The 25381-nt window shown below is 51.5% G+C and carries 24 protein-coding genes and 1 other RNA gene; 18 read left to right on the top strand and 7 right to left on the bottom strand.

Going from position 1 to position 25381, the window contains the following annotated elements; genetic code table 11:
* The first annotated feature begins 224 nt into the window (after window positions 1-224).
* The 6 genes from hemE to B1748_RS07330 all read left to right on the top strand — a co-directional run bounded on the left by hemE (window position 225) and on the right by B1748_RS07330 (window position 6981).
* The gene (gene hemE / locus B1748_RS07355; RefSeq protein WP_087567225.1) at window positions 225-1298 is read left to right on the top strand and encodes a uroporphyrinogen decarboxylase; all 1074 of its coding nucleotides are present in this window, start codon (window positions 225-227) and stop codon (window positions 1296-1298) included.
* Window positions 1288-2226, top strand: coding sequence for a ferrochelatase (gene hemH, locus B1748_RS07350; protein ID WP_087567224.1), 939 nt, complete (start codon window positions 1288-1290; stop codon window positions 2224-2226). Before hemE ends, hemH begins: the two co-directional genes overlap by 11 nt.
* Before the next feature lie 19 nt (window positions 2227-2245).
* Window positions 2246-3664, top strand: coding sequence for a protoporphyrinogen oxidase (gene hemY, locus B1748_RS07345; protein ID WP_087567223.1), 1419 nt, complete (start codon window positions 2246-2248; stop codon window positions 3662-3664).
* Window positions 3665-3785: 121 nt separating this feature from the next.
* Window positions 3786-5123 (top strand): CapA family protein, encoded by a 1338-nt coding sequence (locus B1748_RS07340; RefSeq protein ID WP_087567222.1) that lies wholly within the window; start codon window positions 3786-3788, stop codon window positions 5121-5123.
* 188 nt (window positions 5124-5311) lie between these two features.
* Entirely contained in the window at window positions 5312-6049 is a 738-nt protein-coding gene (locus B1748_RS07335; RefSeq protein WP_087567221.1) for a glycerophosphodiester phosphodiesterase, read from the top strand.
* Window positions 6050-6114: 65 nt separating this feature from the next.
* Entirely contained in the window at window positions 6115-6981 is an 867-nt protein-coding gene (locus B1748_RS07330) for a DUF92 domain-containing protein (protein WP_087567220.1), read from the top strand.
* A 389-nt stretch (window positions 6982-7370) separates the two neighbouring features.
* On the opposite strand, the gene pepF is transcribed toward B1748_RS07330, so the two are convergent.
* On the bottom strand, window positions 7371-9173 hold the full coding sequence (gene pepF, locus B1748_RS07325) for an oligoendopeptidase F (RefSeq protein ID WP_087567314.1): 1803 nt from the start codon (window positions 9171-9173) through the stop codon (window positions 7371-7373).
* Window positions 9174-9475: 302 nt separating this feature from the next.
* On the opposite strand from pepF, the gene B1748_RS36770 reads away from it, so the two are divergent.
* A complete protein-coding gene (locus B1748_RS36770) occupies window positions 9476-9745 on the top strand; it encodes a hypothetical protein (RefSeq protein ID WP_179215442.1) in 270 nt (89 codons plus the stop codon).
* A 30-nt stretch (window positions 9746-9775) separates the two neighbouring features.
* Here the strand turns inward: B1748_RS36770 and B1748_RS07315 are convergent, their stop codons facing one another.
* A complete protein-coding gene (locus tag B1748_RS07315) occupies window positions 9776-10009 on the bottom strand; it encodes a hypothetical protein (RefSeq protein WP_087567218.1) in 234 nt (77 codons plus the stop codon).
* 186 nt (window positions 10010-10195) lie between these two features.
* Here B1748_RS07315 and B1748_RS07310 point away from each other — a divergent pair, with 186 nt between their 5' ends.
* From B1748_RS07310 to B1748_RS07300, 3 genes are all read left to right on the top strand, one after another.
* Complete coding sequence (locus B1748_RS07310) at window positions 10196-10915, top strand: class I SAM-dependent methyltransferase (RefSeq protein WP_087567217.1); 720 nt, start codon at window positions 10196-10198, stop codon at window positions 10913-10915.
* 91 nt (window positions 10916-11006) lie between these two features.
* A complete protein-coding gene (locus B1748_RS07305; RefSeq protein WP_087567216.1) occupies window positions 11007-11204 on the top strand; it encodes a cold shock domain-containing protein in 198 nt (65 codons plus the stop codon).
* Window positions 11205-11812: 608 nt separating this feature from the next.
* Window positions 11813-12481, top strand: a complete 669-nt coding sequence (locus tag B1748_RS07300) for a hypothetical protein (RefSeq protein WP_087567215.1) — start codon at window positions 11813-11815, stop codon at window positions 12479-12481.
* A 1294-nt stretch (window positions 12482-13775) separates the two neighbouring features.
* On the opposite strand, the gene B1748_RS07295 is transcribed toward B1748_RS07300, so the two are convergent.
* Entirely contained in the window at window positions 13776-14963 is a 1188-nt protein-coding gene (locus B1748_RS07295; RefSeq protein WP_087567214.1) for an MFS transporter, read from the bottom strand.
* 299 nt (window positions 14964-15262) lie between these two features.
* Between B1748_RS07295 and B1748_RS07290 the strand changes: the two genes are divergently transcribed.
* The 3 genes from B1748_RS07290 to pfkA all read left to right on the top strand — a co-directional run bounded on the left by B1748_RS07290 (window position 15263) and on the right by pfkA (window position 17683).
* Window positions 15263-15574, top strand: a complete 312-nt coding sequence (locus tag B1748_RS07290) for a hypothetical protein (RefSeq protein WP_087567213.1) — start codon at window positions 15263-15265, stop codon at window positions 15572-15574.
* Between the two features lie 80 nt (window positions 15575-15654).
* Entirely contained in the window at window positions 15655-16683 is a 1029-nt protein-coding gene (locus tag B1748_RS07285) for a tetraprenyl-beta-curcumene synthase family protein (protein WP_087567313.1), read from the top strand.
* Between the two features lie 31 nt (window positions 16684-16714).
* Window positions 16715-17683: a 6-phosphofructokinase gene (pfkA, locus tag B1748_RS07280; RefSeq protein WP_087567212.1), complete on the top strand. Its 969-nt coding sequence runs from the start codon at window positions 16715-16717 to the stop codon at window positions 17681-17683.
* A gap of 143 nt (window positions 17684-17826) precedes the next feature.
* On the opposite strand, the gene B1748_RS07275 is transcribed toward pfkA, so the two are convergent.
* The 3 genes from B1748_RS07275 to B1748_RS07265 all read right to left on the bottom strand — a co-directional run bounded on the left by B1748_RS07275 (window position 17827) and on the right by B1748_RS07265 (window position 20432).
* The gene (locus B1748_RS07275; RefSeq protein WP_087567211.1) at window positions 17827-19032 is read right to left on the bottom strand and encodes a putative glycoside hydrolase; all 1206 of its coding nucleotides are present in this window, start codon (window positions 19030-19032) and stop codon (window positions 17827-17829) included.
* A gap of 256 nt (window positions 19033-19288) precedes the next feature.
* On the bottom strand, window positions 19289-19477 hold the full coding sequence (locus tag B1748_RS07270) for a hypothetical protein (RefSeq protein WP_179215457.1): 189 nt from the start codon (window positions 19475-19477) through the stop codon (window positions 19289-19291).
* A gap of 154 nt (window positions 19478-19631) precedes the next feature.
* Window positions 19632-20432 carry a YitT family protein gene (locus B1748_RS07265; protein ID WP_087567312.1) on the bottom strand — a complete coding sequence of 267 codons (801 nt, stop codon included), beginning with the start codon at window positions 20430-20432 and terminating at the stop codon, window positions 19632-19634.
* 190 nt (window positions 20433-20622) lie between these two features.
* Between B1748_RS07265 and cshA the strand changes: the two genes are divergently transcribed.
* From cshA to B1748_RS07245, 4 genes are all read left to right on the top strand, one after another.
* Entirely contained in the window at window positions 20623-22224 is a 1602-nt protein-coding gene (cshA, locus tag B1748_RS07260) for a degradosome RNA helicase CshA (RefSeq protein WP_087567209.1), read from the top strand.
* Window positions 22225-22432: 208 nt separating this feature from the next.
* Window positions 22433-23260 (top strand): YesL family protein, encoded by an 828-nt coding sequence (locus B1748_RS07255; RefSeq protein WP_087567208.1) that lies wholly within the window; start codon window positions 22433-22435, stop codon window positions 23258-23260.
* 49 nt (window positions 23261-23309) lie between these two features.
* Window positions 23310-23492, top strand: a non-coding RNA gene (gene ssrS, locus B1748_RS07250) — 6S RNA.
* A 113-nt stretch (window positions 23493-23605) separates the two neighbouring features.
* Entirely contained in the window at window positions 23606-23995 is a 390-nt protein-coding gene (locus B1748_RS07245; RefSeq protein ID WP_087567207.1) for a DUF1499 domain-containing protein, read from the top strand.
* Window positions 23996-24118: 123 nt separating this feature from the next.
* Here the strand turns inward: B1748_RS07245 and tpx are convergent, their stop codons facing one another.
* Window positions 24119-24637, bottom strand: a complete 519-nt coding sequence (gene tpx / locus B1748_RS07240; RefSeq protein ID WP_087567206.1) for a thiol peroxidase — start codon at window positions 24635-24637, stop codon at window positions 24119-24121.
* Between the two features lie 107 nt (window positions 24638-24744).
* On the opposite strand from tpx, the gene B1748_RS07235 reads away from it, so the two are divergent.
* Complete coding sequence (locus tag B1748_RS07235) at window positions 24745-25362, top strand: rhomboid family intramembrane serine protease (RefSeq protein WP_087567205.1); 618 nt, start codon at window positions 24745-24747, stop codon at window positions 25360-25362.
* The last annotated feature ends 19 nt before the right edge of the window (window positions 25363-25381 follow it).

Raw genomic sequence — 25381 nt, 5'->3', positions numbered from 1 at the left:
TTGTAAGGTTGAGCAACGGAAGAAAGCGGAGCGCAGTTGTGCAAGGGAGTCGACGTTCTCTAGCGCTCTGCGCTCTTCCATTGTTTTCTCACGCAATCTTCATGCAGCGGCGGGCCCGATTGTCATACTATTGTCATAGGAAGAGATGTTACGGCGGTTGTTAGGGTTTGGGAAAAAGGGCATAATGGAAAGCAGATGAAATTACATAGAAATGGGGAACGGGAATGTCTTATAACGACCGTTTCATACGGGCGAGCCGGAAGGAACAAGTTGACCGAGTGCCAGTATGGTACATGAGGCAGGCGGGGCGGTACGATCCGGATTATCGCAAAATCAAAGAAAAATATTCGCTTCTCGAAATATGCAAACAGCCGGAATTGGCGGCGGAAGTGACAATGATGCCGATCCGCAAGCTGGGCGTGGATGCGGCCATTCTATATTCCGATATTATGAATCCCGTGGCGTCGATCGGCATTGACTTCGACATCGTGGCCAACGTCGGTCCGGTCATCCATAATCCCATCCGCTCGGCTGCGGATGTGGCAAGGCTTTCGCCTATCGACGTGGAAGGCGATCTCGGGCATGTGCTGGAGACGATTCGGATTCTGGACAAGGAGCTTGAAGTTCCGCTTATCACGTTTGCGGGAGCGCCGTTTACGATTGCGAGCTACTTGATCGAAGGAAGACCGTCGAAGAATTATCTGCGAACCAAAGAGCTGATGTACAGCGAACCAGCCGTATGGCACGAGCTGATGCAGAAGCTTGGAGACATGGTCATCGCCTATTTGCGGGCGCATATCGCGAACGGCGGCAAGGCGTTCCAGCTGTTCGACAGCTGGGTAGGAGCGCTGTCTCCGGCGGATTTCCGCAAGTTTGTTCTGCCGACAATCGAGCGGATCTTCGCGGAACTGTCGGATCTTCCGCAGCCGAAAATTTATTTCCCAGGCGTCAGCTCGGGCGAGCTGCTGCCGGAGCTTCACAGCGTGCAGGCAGACGTCATTGGACTGGACTGGCGCGTATCCATCGAAGAAGGAAGACGCAGGCTGGCGGGCCGCACAGCGGTGCAAGGCAACCTCGATCCGACAATTTTGACGGCCCCTATGTCCGTCATCGAATCATATGCGGCGGAAATTATCGATCAGGGCATCTCGGAGCCGGGCTTTATTTTTAACCTGGGACATGGTCTGTTCCCTGAGGCCTCTCTGGAAAAGCTGGTTGAGTTGACTACATTTATCCATACGTATTCCGAGAGGGCGATCGCTGAGAGAAACAAGGAGGGGTCAGGCAATGTCGGATAACGGCAACAAGATCGGCGTGCTCGTGATGTCTTACGGAACGCCGGAATCGATGGACGATGTGGAAGCTTACTATACCCATATTAGACGCGGACATGCGCCAACGCCTGAGCAGCTCGCGGAGCTGACAGATCGTTACGAAGCGATCGTAGGCGGCGTATTCCCGCTCCGTGAAAATACGAACAGCCAGGTAGCGGGTTTGCAGGACAAGCTCGAGACGATGGCTCCAGGGCAATATGTCTGCTACCAAGGGCTTAAGCACGCGCGTCCGTACATCGAGGATGGCGTGGAAGCGATGGCCAAGGACGGCATCAAGCAGGCAGTCGCCATCGTGCTTGCCCCGCACTTTTCGACGATGAGTATTGGCAGCTATATGAAACGGGCGCAAGCCAAGGCGGACGAGCTTGGCATAGAGTTGGCAACCGTTGAAAGCTATCACCTGCATCCCAAGCTGATCTCCGCGTTTACCGATCGCGTAAAGAACGGATTGAAGAAACTATCCGTATCCAGCGGCGGCGAGGCGCCGGTGCGCGTATTGTTTAGCGCCCATAGTTTGCCGGAGAAAATTCGCGAGCTTGGCGATCCATACGAGAAGCAGCTGATGGAAACATCGGCGGCGGTAGCGGAAGCGGCAGGGGTGAAGGATTGGCAATTCACGTGGCAAAGCGCGGGCCGGACGAGAGAGCCATGGCTGGGTCCGGATATTCTGGAGACGATGGCGGCCCTTGGCGAAGAAGGTGTAAAGGCGATACTGGTGGCGCCGGTCGGATTCGTATCGGATCATCTGGAGGTGCTGTACGATCTGGACATCGAAGCCAAAGCGGAAGCGGCCAAGCTGGGCATGACGTTGGAGCGTATCGCCATGCTAAACAAGGATCCACTCTACATGGAGACGCTCGCGGAGTCGGTTGTCGCGGCATTAAAGGTATAATTGAAAGGATGAAATAGAGATGCGGAGTACAGATACGATTGATCGAATTGTCATTATTGGCGGAGGGATCAGCGGACTGAGCTCCGCTTTTTATTTGCAGCGGGAAGCGGAGCGGCAAGGCAGGGAGATCGCCATTACGGTAGTGGAAGGAGCCCCGGCCTTCGGCGGGAAAATCAATACGCTGCAACGGGACGGCTTCGTCATCGAAAAGGGACCGGATTCATTCCTGGCCCGCAAGCAAGCCATCATCGATCTGGCGAAGGAGCTTGGGCTGGAGGGCGAGCTGACGGCGACGAACCCGGCGGCCAAAAAAACGTATATTTTGTTCCGCAAGAAGCTGTACCCCATGCCTCCTGGATTAGTTCTGGGCGTACCTACGGAAATTATGCCGTTCGCGAAGACGGGATTGCTGTCATGGGGAGGCAAGCTGCGCGCGCTGATGGATCTGGTGCTGCCCGCGAGGCCGGCGAACGGCGATGAATCGCTCGGCGGTTTCATGGAGCGCCGCGTCGGCACGGAGGTTATGCGCCGGATCGCGGAGCCGCTGCTGGCGGGCATCTATGCGGGCGACCTCAAGAAGCTGAGCCTGAAGGCCACGTTTCCGCAGTTCGCGGAATCGGAGCGGAAGCACGGCAGCCTTATTCGCGGCATGCAGAGCAATCGCAAAGCGACGGCGGCAGCAACGACGGCGACCGCAAAGGGAGGTACGTTTCTGACGTTTAAGCGCGGACTGAGCACGCTGGTAGAAGCGTTGGTAAATGCACTGAAAAGAGGCGGCGTGGAGCTGCGTTCCGGCGTTTTGACGGAGCGCATCGAGAAGCGGGATGACTGCTATGATGTCGTGTTGGCCAGCGGCGAGACGCTGTCTGCCGACCGGATCGTAGTGACGACTCCGGCCTATGCGGCTGCAGATCTGCTGGAGAACCTCGCGGAGGTCGGCGAGCTGCGCGGCGTACGGTACGTATCCGTCGCAAATGTCGTCATGGCGTTCGACAAGGAGACGTTCGGACTTGATTTCGACGGCTCGGGGTTCGTAGTGCCTCGTTCGGAGGGGCTGCACATTACGGCCTGCACCTGGACGTCAAGCAAGTGGCTGCACTCGAGTCCGAAGGACAAAGTGCTGCTGCGCTGTTATGTGGGGCACTCGGAGGATCAGGAGAGCGTCAAGCTTCCGGATGACGGGCTGATCGCCGCCGTAAGAAGGGACATCCGGGAAACGATGGGGATATCGGCGGAGCCGTTATTCACTGAGATTACGAGATTAAATCAATCCATGCCGCAATACCCGGTAGGCCATGTTGAGCGTATGAACGATCTTCGTCATCGCCTGAGCGAGAAGGCGCCCGGCATCTGGGTGACAGGCGCTGCATTCGACGGCGTCGGTTTGCCGGATTGCATCCGCCAAGGCAAGGAAGCGGCCAAGCATATACTTGGTTGAAGCTGCTTGTCCCTGCCAAAATGATAGAATTCTGTTTCGCATACGAGAGAATAGATTGTATAATGAAGGAAAACGGATATGATGGCGCATCTATTCTTATTCGTTGCGAAGGAGAAAACCTATGCCATTGTCTAGATCCGAATCTCGCAGGAAAATGAAAGATACAAGAAGGAAACGGCAACGTAGATCTCTTATAGCGACATTGATCGTTGGCGGCGGATTAATTGGCGGCATGGGAGGCTGGATGCTCTTCGGCGGCGGAAACGAGTTTCTTGGAGATAAAGGATTGTTGCCTGGCTGGATTGCCGATACAAACAAGGGCGGGGCCGAGGGTGTTGTCGATGGCGCCGGCAATGAAGGAGCACCGAATTCGGACAATTCCGGGGCGAAAGGCGAAGAGGGGAAAAACGTTGATCAGCCTGATGCCACGGCTCCGCAGCAGGCCGAGACGGATGCGCCGGCCGCAACCACGCTGCCTGCTTCCGGTGAAGGCGACGGCAACGCAGTGTCGGATGGCGAAGCCGTAACGATGTCCTTTGTCGGGGACATGCTGCCGGGAGAATATTTATACCCGCTCATGAAACAGCATGGTTTTGATTATCCGTACCGCAACGCGCTGCTTTACTTAAGCGAGCCGGATATTACGGCAGGCAACCTGGAGCTTCCGATCACGCTGGGAGGAACGCCGATCGAGGGTACGCCTTACGTGTACAAAGGGCATCCCGAGGTGCTGCCCTCCATCAAGGACGCAGGCTTCGACGTATTAAGCCTTGCGAACAACCACGCGATGGATCAAGGCGCGGAAGGCATGCTGGATACGATCCGTTATTTGAAAGAAGCCGATTTGGGTTATATGGGTACGGGCAGTAACGACAAGGAAGCTTTCGAGCCGCATTATGTGGAGGCCAAAGGTCTTCGAGTCGCATTCGTCGGACTAAGCCGCGTTATCCCTTACACGGAGCTCAAGGCAGACCGCCATACGCCAGGCATAGCAGAGACTTATGATACGACGCGTGCCGTCGCGGCTATTAAGCACGCCGAGGAGAACGCGGATCTTGTCGTTGTTATGGCGCACTGGGGCGAGGACCTCGCTGACAAGCCGGTCGATTACCAAAAGAGCAACGCCAGAACGTATATCGATGCGGGAGCCGATCTTGTCATCGGAGCCCATCCGCATGTGCTGCAGGGATTTGAGATGTATAAAGGCAAATGGATTGCATACAGTTTAGGAAACTTTATTTTCTCTGCGTATCCGAAGGGAACGGGAGCAGAGACGGGCATTCTGGACGCCTCCTGCAACAAGAAAGGCGATTGCGAGCTGAAATTCAACCCCATGATCGTTATCCAAGGCCAGCCGACTCCGTTGGAGGGCGATGCCGCTGCAACGCTGCTTGACCGACTGACCTCTATCTCCTTTGGCGCGAGGCTGGAGCAGGATGGACGGCTTGTAGCGCAATAGAGATAGAGGTCGGCATGCTGCTGGAAGTAGAGGGCTGTATGTCCGTGGGGATGCATCAGGAGATGACAGAGTGAGCAAGTAGTTAGCTGGGATGCTTCAGGAGCAGACAGAGCGAGCAGGAAGTCCGTCGTGACGCATCACGAATAGACACAAAGAGCGGCTAAGCTGCTGGGAGAGGAAGATGTTACATGCGCAATCCGTGCGTCGCGCATCGGGGCTGGTCGGGCCGCGCGCCGGAGAACACCATGTCCGCTATACGGATGGCGCTGGAAGCGCCGGATGTCGAATGGATGGAGATTGACGTGCAATTATCCAAGGACTCTGTTCCTGTTGTTATTCATGATTATACGCTTCGCCGTACGACGAACGGCCGCGGAGACGTTCGAAGCTGGACGGCAGCCGAGCTCGCATCGCTGGATGCGGGCAGGTGGTTCGGCTCCGCATTTAAAGGCGAGAGTATTCCGATGTTGGAGGAAGTCCTTCGCGAAACAAAGGGACGCTGTAAGCTGAATATTGAACTGAAAACGGACGGCATTCGTTACCCGCATATCGAGGAGGCCGTTCTGGATTGTATCGCCAAGCATGGCGCCTCCGAAGAGGTTGTATTGACCTCCTTCCACGCAGGGACGCTGCACCGCGTAAGGAAATTATCGAGAACGATCAGAACGGGCCTTATTCTGGATGCCTGGCGGAATACGCTTATTTATGAGCTGGGTGAGCTCGGCTGCGATTTCCTTTCGATTGGCTATTCTAGGTTAAACAAGGATCGGCTGGCCCAGCTTAAGGAAGCCGGCATCCAGACGATGGCTTGGACGGCTAACGACAAACGGAGCATTCGCAAGCTGACTTCTCTGGATCCAAAGCTGCTCATTTGCACCAATTTCCCCGACCGCTGGCGGGAAGTTATGGGTTCGGGAGTCAACTGATCAACAAAGTGGCTTGTCGGATGCAGCAGAAAGATGAGGCAATGCATGTCCTGGAGGTATGAGCAATGGTTGGATGGATCGACGAATGGTGGATGAGGCTGCTTGCCGGCTTGCTCGGCAGCGGCTTTTGCGCGTTTGCCGCGTACAAGGCCCGTTCCTTGTCGGTGTCGGGCGCATGGTCGGCCGTTACAATGGGAACGGGTTTTATCGTGCTCGGCGAGCCGGTATGGTTCGGTTGTTTGGCGGCGTTTTTTGTATCGTCCAGCCTATGGTCGAAGTGGAAGCGCAAGGCCCGCGCCAAAGCGAATGCGGAGGCGAAATACGCGAAGGGCGGCCGCCGCGACGCCGGCCAAGTGTGGGCAAATGGAGGCGCAGGCCTTGCGTTATGCGCCGCCCATGCGATATGGCCCCATGAGGGCTGGCTATTCGCTTTCATCGGCGTCATGGCTTCCGTGAACGCGGATACCTGGGCCACCGAGATCGGGGCCCTGAGCCGGACCGCGCCGCGATCGGTTACGAGCGGCAAGCGGGTCGAGCCCGGCACGAGCGGCGGCGTCACGCCGCTCGGCAGCGCAGCCGCGCTGGCCGGAGCCGCGTTTATCGGCGCCGTCGCAGCGTGGCTGCTGGGCCCGGCGCTCGCGGGCGATGGCGCCGCGAGCGAGGGCCTGGCTGCGGCAGCGCCGGCGGCGGCGTGGATCGCCGTCGCGGCCGCAGCCGGCCTGGCCGGGGCGTTCGCCGACTCCTTGCTCGGCGCAACCGGCCAGGCCATGTATCGCTGCCGGGTATGCGGCAGCGAGACGGAGCGCGCCGCGCATTGCGGCACCGCGGCGCGGCAGGAGCGCGGCTTCGCCGCGCTGACGAACGACAGGGTAAATCTCCTGTCGTCGCTGCTTGCGGGGCTGATTGCGTACGGCATCAGCCTGCTGCTTTAAGAGCTGCCGCTGCGCCGGTTGGCGAAGCAGCGGCTTCCCGATTGTACACCGGTAAAGCAAAGGTTATCAGCTTGATCCTCCCTTAACCAGATTAGCGGGAATTGACTTGGACCAATTCGCAAGGAATTGGCGTTCGTCACTTGCTGAAAGTTCGAGTAAGAGTACTCTATCCTCAACGACACAGGACCTCCCCTCCCGAAGATGATGTCCGGGAGAGGAGGTCCTTTCGTAACATTGTAAGCAAGTAAGCTAGTGTAGGCTTTCGGTATTCAGCGCTTATACGCCTCGAAATGAACTTGCAGCGCAGCCAAGCGACGGCAACAGTCGTCTCACCTTTGCAAATTGTTGTGGTTCATCTCTCAATTTTGTCGCGCAACCATCTCGGTACTTTATTTCGCCGCTTTCGCCGTCAGTTCTTCCATCTGCCCGATCAATTCCTCGAAGACGCTCATCGCTTGTTCGATCGGCTCCGGCGTGCTCATGTCGACGCCGGCTTTCTTCAGAATGTTGATGGAGAAGTCGCTGCCGCCGCTCTTAAGGAAACCGAGGTAACGGTCAACAGCCGGTTGGCCCTCTGACAAAATTTGTTTTGAGAAGCTCGTTGCCGCGGAGAAGCCCGTCGCATATTTGTATACATAGAAGCTGTTGTAGAAGTGGGGAATGCGCGCCCACTCCATCTCGATATCCTTATCGACGACCATGCCGGGTCCGTAATAGAGGACGTTAAGGTCGTAATAAATTTTGCTAAGCTCCTGCGGGGTCAGCGATTCGCCTGCTTCGGCGCGCTCGTGTACGATCTTCTCGAATTCCGCGAACATCGTCTGGCGGAACACCGTCGTCCGGAATTGATCCGCATAATAAGTGAGCAGATACATCTTTTCTTTTTGATCCGTGGACTTGTTCAACAAATAATCCATCAACAGCGCCTCGTTCAACGTCGAAGCCACCTCAGCCAGGAATATCGTATATTGCGCGTCGCGATAATTCTGGGTCGTATCGGAGTAATACGAATGCAGAGCATGGCCCATCTCGTGCGTTAAAGTAAACATGCTGTTTAAGTTGTCCTTATGGTTGAGCAGCACGTAAGGATGGGTGCCGTAAGCGCCCCAGCTATAAGCGCCGCTACGTTTGCCCTCGTTTTCATATACATCGATCCAGCTATGATCGAAGCCGTCTTGAAGAACATTGAGGTAATCCTCCCCCAGCGGCTTGAGGCTTTCTTTGATCGTTTTTTTGGCGTCTTCGTAGCTGATTTCCATATCGAACTCATCGACTAGAGGCGCGAACAGATCGTACATATGCAGCTCATCCAGTCCCAGCAGCTTCTTGCGAAGCTCCATATAACGGTGCATTAGCGGCAGATGCTTGTGAATCGTGTCGACGAGATTCGTATACACTTCTTTCGGTATATTGTCGCCGTAGAGCGACATACCCAGCACGGAATCGTATTTGCGAGCCTTCGCGTAAAAAATATTTTTTGATACGTTCGCGTTCAAAGTGGAAGCTAATGTGTTTTTAAGTTTGCCGTATGTATCGTACATCGCGAGAAAGGCTTCGCGTCTGACGTCGCGATTTTTGCTTTCCAGGAACTGAATGTAGCGGCCATGGGACAGCTCGACTTCTTCGCCTTGCTCGTTTTTAACTTTGGGGAACTTCAGGTCCGCGTTGTTGAGCATGCTGAAAATCGTCCCTGGAGCGGAGCTCACATTGCCGACCTGCGCCAGCAGCGATTCTTCGTTCTTGGAGAGAACATGGGCCTTTTCGCGGCGCATTTCTTCCAACGTATGGCTGTATTTCGCCAGCGATTCGTTGTTGATCATTGCGTCCAGGTCGGCATCGGACAGACTAAGCACCTCGGGAGTCACGAAGGATAAAGCTTCGCCCGTTTCGACGCTGAGCTTTTTGGACTTGTCGGACAAGGCTTGGTAGCCAGGTTCCGCCGTATCTTCGTGATGGCGCATATTGGCGTAAACGTACAGGCGCTCGACATGCAAGGAGAGCTCGTCTTCCAGCTCAAAGCAGGCCTTTAGTTGCGCGGGATCAGCGAGCTTGCCTTGGAAATCTGCAGCCTTGGCCATGAGCGCCTTGGCTTCCTTGTATTCTTTGTCCCATGCGCTTTGGGACGGGAAGATGTCCTCCAGCTTCCAACGGAATTTCTCCTCGGTTTCAGAACGCTTTGGCAGTTGACTCATCGTATTCCTCCTCGACTTTGATGGGATGGATTGCTTAACGGCGGTGGCGCCGGATTTGCTCTGGTTCTGCTTCGTTCGGCTTTGCGCCTCCAGAACTGAACTGCCATGTACTTGCATAGGCACGATCGTCTGGGTTAGAGATACTGCGAGCAGCAGCTTCAGCCATTTCATTACTTCCACCTCCGGGCACAGTTTGTCGATATTATGCCCAGCCGGCTGTGAAATTATGTCTTTATGTACCCATTCGGAACAAAGAATACACGATTAGGAAAAAAGAAAAAGCGATAAGCAGAATCGAGAGGATGGCAAGTCCTCTGCGCATGCCCTGGGGCAGCGAATCGCGTTTAATGATGACAATGGCGCCCAAGCAGAACGCCGCGATTACGAATATTACCGTGGATGTCATATCCATGCAGCAATTGAAACCTCCTATCGTTACCTATGCAATCGCCAAAGCCATTATGTTCGTGTTTGCCGTTTGCGCCCCGTCGCACGATCCGGAAAAATCCGAAGCCCGATTGTTTCATCCGGACGAGGAATACGTCAACGGCCATGGAAATTCGGCTTTGTGAATCGTTTGAAGCGTTTCTCTGTAAAGGTGGTTACACTTCGCGAAATGCGTCCATAATGGCCTGCAATTCATCTTCGCGGCCTACATAATTTTCTGCCCGGAACCGGTTTCTGGCCCAATGCAGCATCTCTTGCCGGCTAACGAACTCGTGCGATTCCTCTCCCCATTGATCGGAGATTTCGCGAAGAACCAACGTTTTTCCTTTAACTTCTACTGTCAGCATGTTATATTTGTCGGTTTTGTAAATTTGATGTTTCTTGAACATGATGATGTCTCCTTCCGTTAGCTATTTATGGTATAGTAATCATCATAGCTATTCCTGAAGCCTTAATCAATACACATTGGAGAGGGAATAGCATATGTGCGTGCAGAATGTAAAGTTTCGCTACGCATTGGCGATTAAGCCTAGCCGAGTTGAGAAGAGATGAGATGAGAAGAGGAGAGGATTGTTATGAAAGAATCAGGTATTTATGAGCAGCTTGGAGTAGCTATGACCTGCAGAAGCTTCGATGAATATGCAGCCATGTTCCAGCTAACGGAGAAAGAATTGTCGGCTGGTCCCATTTTGGATGTTGCCGCAGGCGGTTCTTCGTTCGCCGCGGGCGCGACAGTGGCTGGTTATGAAGCGTTTGCGATTGATCCGAGATATCAAGGAGATTCTTCGGCATGGATTCAGGAAGCTGCCAGGGAGATTGTTACTTCAACGGAGAAGCTGGCTTCCATTCAGGATCGGTTCGACTGGAGTTATTACGGTTCGCTGGACCAACACAGGGATGGCCGCGAGGCATCTTTATTGCAGTTTCAAACTGATTTACAAAGCATCTCTGCTCAGAAAACCAAAAGATACATAAACGGTCGATTGCCGTCCTTGCCGCTGCCCGATAACCGGTACGGGCTTGTATTGTGCAGCCATTTTCTTTTTTTGTACGCCGAGCAATTCGCATATGACTTTCATTTGGCATCGATACGCGAGCTGCTTCGGGTATGCAAGCCCGGAGGTCAGGTTCGCATCTACCCTTTACTTTCATTGCGGTGGGAGCCGTACGATCGACTTGAGGAGCTTATCGAGGCTTTACAGGGCGAAGGGAAGGCGGAAACAGCGATTCAAACGACAGGTTTGCCGTTTATTCCGGGGTCAATTCATTATTTGAACCTCCTAAAAAAGGGATGAGCTCTCTAAAATTGCATTTTTATTTTCTTATCGCTATAATGAGTTCACTCGCCGTCAGAAGGCGGCGGTACAATTTTAGGAGGTCATGAAGTTGAAAGGTACAGTAAAGTGGTTTAACGCAGAAAAAGGTTACGGTTTTATTCAAGTGGAGGATGGGGAGGACGTATTCGTCCATTTCTCGGCGATCCAAAGCGAAGGATTCAAATCATTGGATGAAGGCCAAGCGGTCGAATTCGACATTACCGAAGGCAACCGCGGCGCACAAGCGGCCAACGTTCACAAACTATAGCATTTGGCATTCGAGAATCCAGCATCAGTTTTGCGCGTGGAGGGCTCCTGTTAAGGGGCCCTTTTTGAAATTTAGGCAACCATTCATACCTGACCTCCATTTCTCGGGATGAAAATCACTGTTCCGCCAAAGTATGGCGACTGCCGACATGATGACAATTCACCAGATCAAATCACGCTCGTGAACTATTAGTGTTCAACCTCATAATTTGATATAATGTTTTGAAAAATATCATTTTATAACGTACTTGGATGCAGATGACTTAGCCCATACTTTCTCTATACACTTCGCCAAAATGATGGCGCATGTAGAGGGGACGCCGCCAAAGGAGGGTATACTCGTACCATGCATAATCGTGCTAATCGTTCTCATCAATACATAACAAACGCAAACTGGTCTGGTCAATATTGACCAAGGGAGCTTGCAACAGCGCAGCCACGCGTATTCATCGATTAGGCAAATATCTCTGTCATCACGTTACTGAAATTATCGTTTTTGCAAACTGAAATCTCTCTATATATCATCTGAGCGTAAAGCATACGCCGCTTATCTCATGTCATGGGATGGGCGGCGTTTTTTTATTTTTTCGATAGAAAGGATTGAATTAGATGAGAGTTTTTTCGTTCGAGGATCAGTTTGATGCGTTTTTGCAGCAACAAAAAAAGGAGGCCTCTTCACGCCGGCTGGAAATGCTGGAACGAGATCTTTCGGGTACGATCAAGATGTTCAGGGAAGCGCTTTGGCCGATTTTTCAAACATTTGAAGGATTTATTCTCGAGTATGAGCTGGTTCTGCCTAATGGGGTGCATTTTTTTATTGATGTGTTTTACGCGCCGTTCCGATTTGGGTTTGAGTGCGAAGGTTTTAGTGCACATGCCGAGACAATCAGCAGGGATCGCTTCAGCTTCGAGAAAGCCCGTATCCGTCACATGTTGCTCAGCGGCTGCGTATACATCCCATTCTCATGGGACGAGCTTGACAAGAAGGGGCTGCAGTGTCGGGATTTTGTGTGTGAGCTGCTAAGAGGCTACAATGATTTAAATACTTTGAATAGTACACTCACACCATATGAAAGGGAAGCGATCCGTTGTGCTTTGAATTTATCAAGACCGGTTAGTGTGAGAGATTTATGCAAAAGTTTGGGGAGGAAAAAGGATTATGTGAATAAGATGATTGGATCATTATTGGAAAAAAGTGTTTTCCAATTGACGAATGTAGCTTACAAACGAAATCGGACATTTATCGTTTCTCAAAATGCAGTAGATCTGATTAGATAAAACTTTGATAGGTATCAAGTCATATTAGTCATTAAAAAAGCCAATGGACCGAAAATCGATAACTCTGATAAGAACCCATAAGCGTTAACAACGCCTATGGAGCCAAAAATTAGGCGAACGAGCTGCTGTAGGCGTCAAAAACGCCGATGGACCGGAAAGTAACTTAGATTAGCGCCCATAAGCGTTAAAAACGCTTATGGAGCCAAAAAGTAGGCGAACGAGCTGCTGTAGGCGTTAAAAACGCCGATGGACCGAAAAGTAACTCAGATTAGCGCCCATAAGCGTTAAAAACGCCTATGGAGCCAAAAATTAGGCGAATGAGCTGCTGTAGGCGTCAAAAACGCCGATGGACCGGAAAGTAACTTAGATTAGCGCCCATAAGCGTTAAAAACGCCTATGGAGCCAAAATTAGGCGAACGAGCTGCTGTAGGCGTCAAAAATGCCGATGGACCGAAAAGTAACTTAGAGCATCCATATGCGATAACAACGCCTATGCAGCCAAAAAGTAGGCGAACGAGCTGCTGTAGGCGTTAAAAACGCCGATGGACCGAAAAGTAACTCAGATTAGCGCCCATAAGCGTTAAAAACGCCTATGGAGCCAAAAATTAGGCGAATGAGCTGCTGTAGGCGTCAAAAACGCCGATGGACCGGAAAGTAACTTAGATTAGCGCCCATAAGCGTTAAAAACGCCTATGGAGCCAAAATTAGGCGAACGAGCTGCTGTAGGCGTCAAAAATGCCGATGGACCGAAAAGTAACTTAGAGCATCCATATGCGATAACAACGCCTATGCAGCCAAAAAGTAGGCGAACGAGCTGCTGTAGGCGTTAAAAACGCCGATGGACCGAAAAGTAACTCAGATTAGCGCCCATAAGCGTTAAAAACGCCTATGGAGCCAAAAATTAGGCGAATGAGCTGCTGTAGGCGTCAAAAACGCCGATGGACCGGAAAGTAACTTAGATTAGCGCCCATAAGCGTTAAAAACGCCTATGGAGCCAAAAAGTAGGCGAACGAGCTGCTGTAGGCGTTAAAAACGCCGATGGACCGAAAAGTAACTCAGATTAGCGCCCATAAGCGTTAAAAACGCCTATGGAGCCAAAAAGTAGCCGAACGAGCTGCTGTAGACGCTAAAAACGCCGATGGACCGAAAAGTAACTTAGATTAGCGTCCATAAGCGTTAACAACGCCTATGGAGCCAAAAAGTAGGCGAACGAGCTGCTGTAGACGATAAAAACGCCGATGGACCGGAAAGTAACTTAGATTAGCGCCCATAAGCGCTAAAACCGCCTAAAAGCTTACCTCCCATTCCGCCCCAGCCAGTGATACAGCAGGAAGCCGATGGCGGCGGCTATTCCGACATACATGGCGGCGTGGTAGAAGGCGACGCGGCCGAGGTGCTGGTAAACAACGCCGCCAATGACGCCGCTGATAAGGCCGGCGGCGCCTGTCCATATAATGGTATACACCGCTTGACCGGATGCGCGATACTCGTCCGGGATCAGAAACGAGAGATAGCGGAGCGCAGTGGAGAAGTAGATGCCGAATGAGATACTGTGCATTGCCTGTGTCGCTATAAACCATTGGGGATCATTAATCTCGCTCATCAGCCAGAGGCGAAGCCCGTACATCAGCGACGCGAATGCAAGCAAAGGCAACTCGCGCAGCTTATGACCGTATTTGCCGAGCAGAAACAAGGTCGGAATCTCGCTGGCCGCCGATACAAGCAGGGCCAGTCCGATCAGCGTGTCGCTTGCGCCTAGCTGGCGCATGGTGACCGCGAGGAAGCCCTCGTACATTCGATGCGAGATGGAAACCATCAGAATCAGCACAAAAAACGTCAACACCTGACGCTGGCCCAGCAGCTTAAAGAAGCCGGAAAACTCGATTTTGCGCGCCGTGCTTTGATAGTCCTTGATGAACAGACTGATGAAGATCGAGATCCCGATTGTGCCGATAGCCAAGGCAATCGTCCATTCCGAACCGATTCCCTTTAGCAGCAGCCCGAAAAAGTAGGCGCTTAGCGCGAAGCCGAGCGAGCCGAATATACGAATGAGCGCGTAAGGCGTGCCGGTATGCTGGCTGGATAATAGAATGAGGCTGTCGCTTAACGGAATAATCGGGGTCTGGAAAAAATAAAAGCATGTCATGACGATCGTAATCAGGACGACGTTCTCGAGCGGGTACAGAATGCTCATAAGCACGAGTTGGGCAAACAGAAGCGCCACAAGAAGTTTCCGTATCGTCCGATATTTGTCGCTGGCAAGACCCGTAATAATGTTGGCGAAGATGGACACGGACAATCCGGCCGAATAGATGACGCCGATCTGACTCTCAGAGAAACCTTTGGTCATAAAATATAAAGGAATAAAGGAGATGACAAGCGACTGCGTGGCGAAAGTCGAGAAGTTGAAGGCGCGCAGCGCCAATGTTTCTTGCTTGGCTGTTGCAGAGATTGTTTCCCCGGTGGTGACTGAATCGTTCATGGTTGCCGTTTCACTCCATCTCTCTATCTTGCGAAACGGACGGACTCCATATCGAATTGACTCCGTTCCGCTTTCTCAATACTAGTCTCATTACTGAATCTTCGACATTTAGTATACCATGCTTTCGTTCGACGTAGTTGTCTCAAAAAGAACCTTTGCCATGTCGCGGTTAAAGTCAGTTTTTTGTAAGCGCATTAGCGCTTGGAATTCCGAATTCGAGCAGGCTATCCAAAGGCCGACACTGAATTGTGGCTGGATTATTACCCTTCAAAATGGTACATTATTGTGTGGAGGTTGCAATGGACATTTTCCAATGGAACGACAGGCTTCGTCTACATATTCCGACACTCGCCAAAGATTGGGAGCAATATTCGCTGGAGGAGAGAACCGCGATTATTGCAAGATGGGAGCTCATACGCGGCACCATTCCGGACCGCGTGATGGAATTCGAAGCAGGCATTATTCGCATGCAAGCAGAGATGGACGAGGAAGACAACTTTGAACGCTGCTGTGAGCTTACTTATGCAATCGCGGATTTGGCCAGCCGAATCAACGATTTGCATATTTGGTACAGGAACGATCAGGACGTAGAGTCGCGCCGGCATTCATAACATCATTCTCGCGAAAGGGGTGCGCCGTGATACTAACGACGCTTTCGGGAAGACGAGCGCCTCAAGGTCCCATTAAGCTCATGCATCGAGTCTACAAATACGTGTTGCCTGAAGTAGATGCCGAACTTTGCCGCTTGAGAGAATTGGCGGAACGAATACCTGACGACGAGCTGCGGACGCAGGCCTTGAACAGCATGGATGACAAAAAGTTTCATTGCCAAGGGGGCGGCGTATATGCCGCGGCTAACCTGGAATACCGTCATGTATTGATTCCGCTTATTGTCGCGCTGCAGACGATCAGCGATTATTTGGACAACCTGTGCGATCGCAGTACGTCGCTGGATCCCGAAGATTTCCGTTTGCTTCATCAATCTATGTTGGATGCCGTTAATCCTCATGCAGAGCTTCGCGATTATTACGAGCTTCGGAGCGAGAGCGACGACGGCGGTTATCTACATCATCTCGTACGGACCTGCCAGACATGCGTATCGCAGCTGCCTTCGTACTTAAGTGTGCAACGGCATGTGGAGGAATTGGTCGCGTTGTATGGAGATCTGCAAGTGTACAAGCATATTCGCAAAGATATGCGCGAGAACGAACTGCTCGCATGGTGGGATCAACACAGTTACCAATATCCTCACCTGCAATGGAATGAATTTGCCGCTGCGACAGGTTCTACGCTGGGCATGTTTATGCTGTTTCTGGCAGCATCGGAGTCTCAGTTGTCCGCCAAGGACGCGGAGGCGATCCGCCGTATTTATTTCCCGCATGTATGCGGTCTTCACATTCTGCTCGATTATTTGATCGATCAGGAAGAAGATAAGCTTGGCGGCGATTTGAATTTCTGCAATTACTACGATAGCAAGCAATTGCTGGTCGAACGGATCGATATGATCGTAAATCGCGCGAGGGAGGACGTAAAGTCGCTTCCGGCATCGGGATTCCATCGGTTAATTATCGAAGGTCTGTTAGCCCTTTATTTGACAGATCCCAAAGTTCGACTCCAGGCCGAGGTGCGCGAAGTGTCGAAGAGACTGATGAAAAATAGTCCGCTCACGCGGTTGTTTTTCATGATTAACAGTCAATGGATACGAAGGCAGCAAGCCTGATAAAGACTAATTTGGTGTGGAGGAATGAAACATGACTGCAGTTAAATCTATTGCGGTATTAACAAGCGGAGGCGACTCCCAAGGCATGAACGCGGCTGTACGCGCCGTTGTTAGAAGCGGACTGTTCCATGGCTTAAAGGTTTACGGCGTGCAAAGAGGTTTTCAAGGTTTGCTTAATGACGATCTGCGCGAGATGGATCTTCGCAGCGTCGGCGACATTATTCAGCGCGGAGGCACGATTCTTCAGACGGCACGATGCAAGGAGTTTCTGACGCCGGAAGGTCAACAACGGGGTGCGGACGTGCTTCGCGAAAGAGGCATCGACGGATTGGTTGTCCTCGGCGGAGACGGCTCTTACCAAGGCGCCAACAAGCTTAGCAAGCTGGGCATTAAAACGATGGGTCTGCCAGGCACCATCGACAACGATATCCCGTTCACGGATGCGACAATCGGCTTCGATACAGCGGTCAGCATCGTCGTTGATGCGATCAACAAAATTCGCGATACGATGTCTTCCCACGAACGTTCTTCGATCGTAGAAGTTATGGGCCGTCACTGCGGCGACATTGCATTGTACGCTGGACTTGCGAGCGGGGCGGAGACGATTCTTGTACCGGAGGTTCCGTTTGATCTGGCCGAAGTTGCTGACCGGATGAAAAACAATTTTGCCAAAGGCAAACGTCATAGTATTATCATCGTTGCCGAAGGTGCGGCCAAGGGCGAAGACGTCTCGCAAAAAATTACCGATCTGAGCGGTATCGAAGCGCGCGTTACGGTGCTGGGCCATATTCAACGCGGTGGTACACCAACAGCGGTAGACCGCATTCTTGCAAGTCGTCTAGGTGATTTCGCCGTCAGAAAGCTGATGGAAGGCGACTCCGGCAAATCCTGCGGCGTGATCAAAGGCGAGTTAACTTTGACGGACATCGATACGGTTGTAAACAGCAAAAAACCGTTCGACATGGATATGTACGAGCTCGCGCTGCGTCTTTCTCAATAATTTTTTACAATAACCAAATGAGCTGTTCCAAACGGGCTAAAGCGTCATTAAGCGCTTTGTCGTTAGGGAACAGTTTTTTGTTTTAAAAATGGATGCAAACAAAAAGGGGCTGCCCTTGCCAGGCAGCCCTTTCACAATAGCAATTATTCGTATTTGACGCCAGCGGTATATTTGTTGCCGGCATTCCAAAGCAAATATTCGGTGACGTTCGAATCTTGGAGGGCTTTAATTTGAGCTTCAACTTCGGCGATGCCGTACTTCACGTAATTGCCTTTGCCTAGCCAGCTTGCGGTGAAATCCTGTATCCATGGACGAATAATCGGCTTGAGCTCGCCGGTGTTCTGGAGCTTCTCGTGCGTATCGTCCATAGCTCCCTTGATCGTCTCGTAAGGACTGCGATCCGGCGTCTTCTGGTTGAACCAGCCCGTGCTGTAGTGGCTGGGATAGATCATGGGCGAGATCACATGTACGTCATTCGAAATTTTGACGAAATCCTGACCGATGCCTTCGGCAGCCGGCACGGATGCCGCGTAACCGAAAATATCGACGGAAACGCGTACGCCAAGCGGCTCCAGCTGTTCGCGAGCGTACTTGACGAATCCGGCTACCGCATCTACGCGGCTTTGCTCCGTCTTGTTAAACGTGAGCGTATCGGCGCGGTTTTCGAATCCTTCCGGGAAACGAACGTAGTCGAACTGGATTTCCTTGAAGCCGAGTTTCGTGGCTTCCTTGGCTAGCGCGACGTTGTATTCCCACACTTCCTGGCGGTATGGATTGACGAAGCTTTCGCCGCGGCCATTTTTCCATATCGTGCCGTCGGGCTGCAGGAACGACAGCTCCGGGCGTTTGACGGCAAGCACGGTGTCCTTAAAAACGACAATACGCGCAATAGGGTAGATTTCATGCTGCTTGAGGGTATCCATAAGACCATTAATATCGGAAATATATTTTTTGGCGGTACCGATTTCCAGCAGCTCGGGCGTCGTTGTCGGGTATGTAATATATCCGTTGTCGTCCTTTAGATCGATAACCATGCTGTTCAGTTCGGTATCGTCAACAAGCTTGAGCAACGATTCCATGCGGGAACCGCCCGCGCTATGCGCTGTGACGTAGATCCCCTTGATAGGCGGCGTATCGGGCTGAGGATCCTGCTTCGCCTGACCGGGCATCATACCTCCGCCTCCCGGAGTCTCCTCTCCCGTTACGATCGGCGCATTCGGCTGTACGATCGTTTCTCCGGCTGATGCATTTAGATAGGCGACAGCAAGCTGTTTGGCATCGCCATGCGCGTCTCCTTGTCCGGTAAGCAAGCCGTAAAGCAGCATAATTGTAGATACAATGATGTCCATTGAGCTCTCTCCCGTCATTTTATAGGATCGTATAAGTAATCCCCATACTTAACCTCTATGTCTAGGAATGAAACCTGGTGCGCCGACAAAGGACGGCGCGGCCGCAAAGCCAACTAAGCTTCACCTTTTGATTCCGATTATAAGCCACTTTGAAGGATGGGTCATCTCTTTTTTGTTCTAATGGGAGACAAAAAACCAGTCGACAACGAGATCGACTGGCAGTGCGGTTATACCGATATCCCATAACCAAGCCTATTCATTGTAACATCGTCTGTTTCTGCCCGTTGCAGATGCTGTGCTGTACAATTTCCATGACGTCTCCCGGCTCAAGAACAGCGAGGCCGTCACGAAGGACGATACGGAGATCCAACTCACGGGAAGTGAGGTAAGGACTAAGCTCCGGGGCAAGCCTTTCGACAATTTGAGACAATTTGACCGTTTCCATATCCACTCAGCATCACCCTTTCATCCTAATAGTCAATTAGAAAGCAAGAAGGGGAAAACGATTGGTAAAGAAACTAACGTTTGGGATACACACATTATAACAGCTTCGCTTTCAAAAACATAGCAATTGTTAACAACTTCCGCTTCCGCGGAGATCAGCTCGGGTTCGGCCTCCGAAAGTCTCCGACGACGCCAACGGTTTCCACAATATTAATGAAAGCGTGCGGGTCGATGGTAATGATGGTTTTGCACAAATCCGCCACTTCGAATTTCGTGCGTACGGTCATCAGCATGTCCCTCTCGGCCGAGGAGTAGGCTCCTCGCGTCTTGATAATGGTAATGCCTCTGGGATGGGACAGCAGCTTCTGGCGGAGCTCCTCCGTCTTCGTTGTAATGATAAATGCCGTCACTTTAATATGCCGCACATGGATAAGATCTACAACCTTGCCCGCGGAAAAAATCGCAATAAGCGAATACAGCGCCAGGTCCCAGTTCTTGGTGAAGAAGATTAGGATCGCGATGACGCCCGCATTTAACAGAAAGATGATCATTCCTACGGGCAGATCGCGTCTCTTTGTAACAATGGAGGCAACGACATCGAAACCGCCGGAGGAGCCTCCGTACCTGAGCGCAAGTCCGCTGCCGAAGCCGACGATGACCCCGCCGAACACCGCGCCTAACAAAATATCGTCAGCCGTATGTATGACGGGAACCACTCTCAGGAAAAAGGTTGCTGCGCCGACGGAGTAAATGCTCCAAATGACGAAGCGTCTCCCTAACATGAACCATCCCCATACCAATACGGGTATATTCAATAGAAGATACAGCCAGGCGACATTGCCGCCGGTGATATAACTGATCATCATGGAGATGCCGGACAAGCCGCCGCTAAGCAATTGGTGGGGAATGAGAAACATGTTGAACCCGATCGCAACTAACAACGCGCCGATCGTCATGGTCGGTATTGTGAGCAGATAACGCCTTTTTGTTGCCTGCAATGGAATCGCTCCCTTATCCAGAATTGAAGTATTATAGCTCCTGGTTAGTATGGCTTTGTTCGCTTAACTGGTATTCGGGGATGTTTCTGTGCTATAATGGTTTGGATATTCTTAAGAAGGCTGTAGATAGAAGGAGTTTGAGAAAAGTTTGAAAACATTTGCTGAATTTGGTTTAGAACCAAAAGTGTTGCAAGCAATAACGGAGTTGGGGTTCGAAGAGTCAACCCCTATTCAAGACAAATCGATCCCATACGCAATGGCGGGACGGGATTTGATTGGTCAGGCCCAGACAGGTACGGGCAAGACGGCGGCATTCGGTATTCCGCTCATTAACAAAATTCCGGTAAGCGAGGATCGCATTGTTGCCTTAATTATGACGCCGACCCGTGAACTCGCTATTCAGGTGGCTGACGAGATCGGGAAGCTCACGCGATACAAGGGCCTTCGTTCGCTGCCAATCTATGGCGGACAAGAAATTGGACGTCAGATTCGCGCGCTCAAGAAGCGCCCGCAGATTATTATCGGAACGCCAGGACGCTTGCTGGATCACATCAACCGCAAGACGATTCGTCTGGAAGATGTACAAACAGTCGTGCTTGACGAAGCGGACGAAATGCTGGATATGGGCTTCATGGAGGACATCCAAACCATCCTTAAGCTTGTTCCGGAAGAGCGTCAAACAATGTTGTTCTCGGCTACGATGCCGATCAACATCCAGAAGCTTGCTCAGCAATTCCTGAAGGAGCCTGAGCATGTCTCGGTTATTCCAAAGCAAGTAACGGCACCTTCGATCGAACAATCGTATATCGAAGTTCACGAGCGTCAAAAGTTCGAAGCTCTTAGCCGCTTGCTGGACATGGAGTCTCCAGAGCTGGCTATCATTTTCGGCCGCACCAAGCGCCGCGTTGACGAGCTGAGCGAAGCGCTGCAGAAGCGCGGATACTCTGCGGACGGCCTGCATGGCGATTTGTCGCAAAACCAGCGCGATAACGTTATGCGCAAGTTCCGCGATGGCAGTATAGACGTCCTGGTAGCAACGGATGTCGCGGCTCGCGGTCTTGACGTATCCGGCGTAACGCATGTAATCAACTTCGACTTGCCGCAAGATCCAGAGAGCTATGTTCACCGGATCGGCCGTACGGGCCGCGCAGGCAAAGAAGGTACGGCATGGTCGTTCGTAACGCCTCGCGAGATCGACCACTTGCACTTCATTGAGCGTATTACGCGTCAGCGCATGAACCGCAAGCCGCTGCCTAGTATCGCGGAAGCAATCGAAGGCAAGCAGCGCATTACGGCCGAACGTATGCTGGAAGTTGTACAGAACGAGGAATTCTCGGAGTACAAGCCTATCGCGATTCAATTGCTGGAGCAATATGATTCCGTTCATCTCCTTGCTGCGGCAGTCAAACTGCTCACAGGCGAGAAGAAGGATGTGAGCATCGAGCTTACGCCGGAAGAGCCGCTTCGCGCGAAGAAACGTCGCCCGGACATTCGCTCCAATGGACGTCCGTTCAACCGTGGGGCTTCCTCCTACGGCGGCAACCGCAGCGGCGGATCCAGCAGCGGCGGCGGTTATCGCGGTCGTGACGACCGTCGTTCGGGAAGCAGCAGTTCGTCGCGCGGCAACTACGAAAGCCGGGGAAGCTACGGCGGCGGATATGGCGGCAAGCGGAGCAGCGAAGGCCGCAGCAACGAAGGCCGCAGCGGCGAGAGCCGTCGTCCGAAGTCCGACGATTACGGCAACAACTAAGCATTCCATATGGTCCGAAGATCATGTCCTTGACTAGCACGAGCAAACAAACCGGGGAAGTCCGTGACGCCTAACGGGCATCCCGGACTTCCCCGGTTATTTGTTAGTCAGCCCAATAAAAATGACTGCTGAAGTATTAGTAGTACAAAATCGATTTCGTTTTATCCGTAGCAAGGTCGCAACTATTACAGCGTTGGAGGCAGATCAGATGGAGCCAAGAGGATTAATGGGGGGATTCTACAGAATCTCCGAATGGATTATGAGGCTTGCCGTAATCAATTTATTGTGGATAGTTTGCTCCATACCATTCGTCTTTTTCGGATTGACGATGTTTATTGCTCCACAATCCGGCGCAACCGAGCAGGATATGTTAGGCAGCCTGTACACTTCGCTCATTTTGATGGCGATAGTAGCTCCGTTCACATTCTTTCCCGCAACGGCAGCGATGTTCGCAGTAGCCCGCAAATGGGTAACAGGCGAGACGGATGTTTCCCTGTTCAAAACGTATTTCCGCGGGTACAAAGAGAATTACAAGCAGAGCATGATAGGCGGAATCTTGTATACGCTTTTATTCGTCATTATGATAGTCGACTTTATCGTGTACAGGGAGCAGCTTAATATTCTGTCGTATATCTTTATCGCGTTCCTTGCGCTGCTTGGCGTATCGATCTTTAATTTCTTCTCGATGCTCGTACATTATCATATGAAGACGTTCCAACTGATGAAGAATGCGATTCTGATCACGATCGGCAAGCCGTTTCGCTCGCTCTCTACGGCTATTATGTGCGGTCTGGTCATCTATATCAGCTTCTTTCAGTTCACGTTCCTCATTCCGTTTTTTATGGGCAGCATCGTGGCGTACTTGGCGTTCTGGAACTTCAATATTATCTACACGAAACTTCAGGAGCAGGCTGAGAAGCTGAAGAAATCGGAAGAGGAAGAAGCCGAGGAAGCCGCGGAGATGGATCGTGAAGACCTCGTGAAGGATGAGTACAAAGAGGCAAACAGAGAAGCGGACAAAGAAGGAAGCAAATAACATTGCCGTTTGACGTTTACTTTTCCCTTACTTAGGACTATAATAGCTTTACATCCTGCGATGTTCGTCACGGTCCTTCGTTGTTTTGAACCAATGGCTGTTTCACGGGAGACCTAAATCGCCAAGCGGCTGTCATGCCCTCGAAAAGGGACTTCAAAAGCGTGGCTGCGGACACCCACCTGCGAGAGCGGGTTCAGAAACATGTGGATCGGACGGCATAGGCGGGTTCCTAACGTAAAAAGAGAGCGATCGTCTGGCAAAATCCGGCGAAAGCTCTTTTTTCATATGTGAAAACATGGTATGATAAATAGTAATGCAGATAGACGCTAGAGGGGGAGATCGTTGTTGTTGAAGCGGACCTTAATCGGGCTGCTGCGCAGTCATGAACAGACAGGCGATAGAGCTAAGGATCCATTGCTGAAATCACATCTCTACAAGCTGTCGAAGGACAAGGCTTGGGAGGAAGTCGTATCCACGCTCAAGAAGATGCAAGGGTATAAGCTGCTTCACGAGGTTCAATCGGTAGGCGAGATTGTACTTGAGAAGCGAACGGCATTCGGCAGGACGATGGATATTACGGTTTCTGTCATCAGCGTGAACCCGCTTACGTCGGCGGTCGATATTTATTCCGCGTCTCGCGGATCGTTAGGCGACCTGGGTTCTAATTATCGCGTCATACTTGATTTGTACCGCACGCTTGACAAGAAGCTCGCCGCGGTTAGGGTAACCTCCTGATCATGCAATCAAGGGCTTCACATTTCTATATGAAAACGAAACAAAGCGAGGAAGGGTCGCCCTTCACTCGCTTTGTTTGCGGAAATCAACTAATTCGTGTAACTTAAAGTCGTTACTTACGTATTATACGAGAGCCTTGACCGCTTCAATCGCCGCTTCGTAATTCGGATGTTCTGTCATCTCCGGCAAATACTCGACGTATTTGACATTGTTGCTCTCGTCCAGAACGAAGATAGAACGCATATCGAGGGCAAGCTCTTTAATAAGAACGCCGTAAGCTTCTCCGAAGCTGTTGTTCTTGTAGTCCGAGAGCATGACAACCTTGTCGATGCCGGCGGCTGCGCACCAGCGCGATTGTGCGAAAGGCGTGTCTACGCTCACTGTCAGTACAACGACGTTGTCGCCGAGAGCTGCGGCCTCTTCGTTGAAGCGGCGTGTCTGTGCATCGCACACGCCGGTATCGATGGAAGGGACGACGCTAATCAATTTTACTTTACCGACATAGTCTTGAAGAGAGACAACCTCGGTAAGCGATTTGTTAAGGGAAAAGTCAGGAGCTTGATCGCCTACCGCGAGTTCGGGTCCAATCAATGTGATCGGGTTGCCCTTTAATGTGGCAACGCCTGTACGTTCTTGTGCCATGTTAACAATTCCTCCTCAGGGGCTTGTAGTTGGTACGACCTTAATTATAATCGCAAAGAAACACCATTGTCCAATATTTGGCGTGTTAGACGAAAGGCGGGATGAAGATGATCTTCCTCCGTTATGAAAGCTTCCGTTCCTATCTTAGAAATTATCCTGGAACGGCCGCTTTGATCGCAATAAATTTGATTGTTTTTCTTATAGCTCAGTTCTATAAGGAGATTGTCAATTACGGTATGTTCATAGCCGTACCCGGCATCGATTCCTTCGGATTCTTGGAGCCGTGGCGGTATATTACATCGCAATTTTTGCACGCGGACTTCGGCCATCTCTTTTTTAATATGTTCGCGCTGCTCGTATTTGCGCCGCCGCTAGAATATTTGCTCAAGACCTTTAAATATATTATTTTCTATTTGCTTTGCGGTATCGGCGGCAATCTGTTCTCGGCGCTTGTCACGAATCTGCAGAATGACCAATACCACTTGGCCATCGGAGCATCTGGCGCGATCTACGGCGTGTATGGAGCGTTTCTGTTTATCGCGTTGCTGCGCAAATCGATGCTGGATGTATCTTCGCGCAAGACGGTATATATAATATTGGCCTTCGGCGTCATCCACTCCATCTTTGTGCCCAAAATTGATCTGTGGGGACATATAGGCGGAGCGCTTGCAGGATTTCTGTTATACGGGTTGTTGGATAACCTGAAGCAAAGACGTCGACGATAAATAACACAAATATGGTAGG

The sequence above is a fragment of the Paenibacillus sp. MY03 genome (assembly GCF_002165585.1).
GTDB classification, from domain to species: Bacteria; Bacillota; Bacilli; order Paenibacillales; family Paenibacillaceae; genus Pristimantibacillus; species Pristimantibacillus agaridevorans.
Note: the sequence above shows the minus strand (reverse complement) of the source record. Positions and strands in the feature narration are given on the sequence as shown.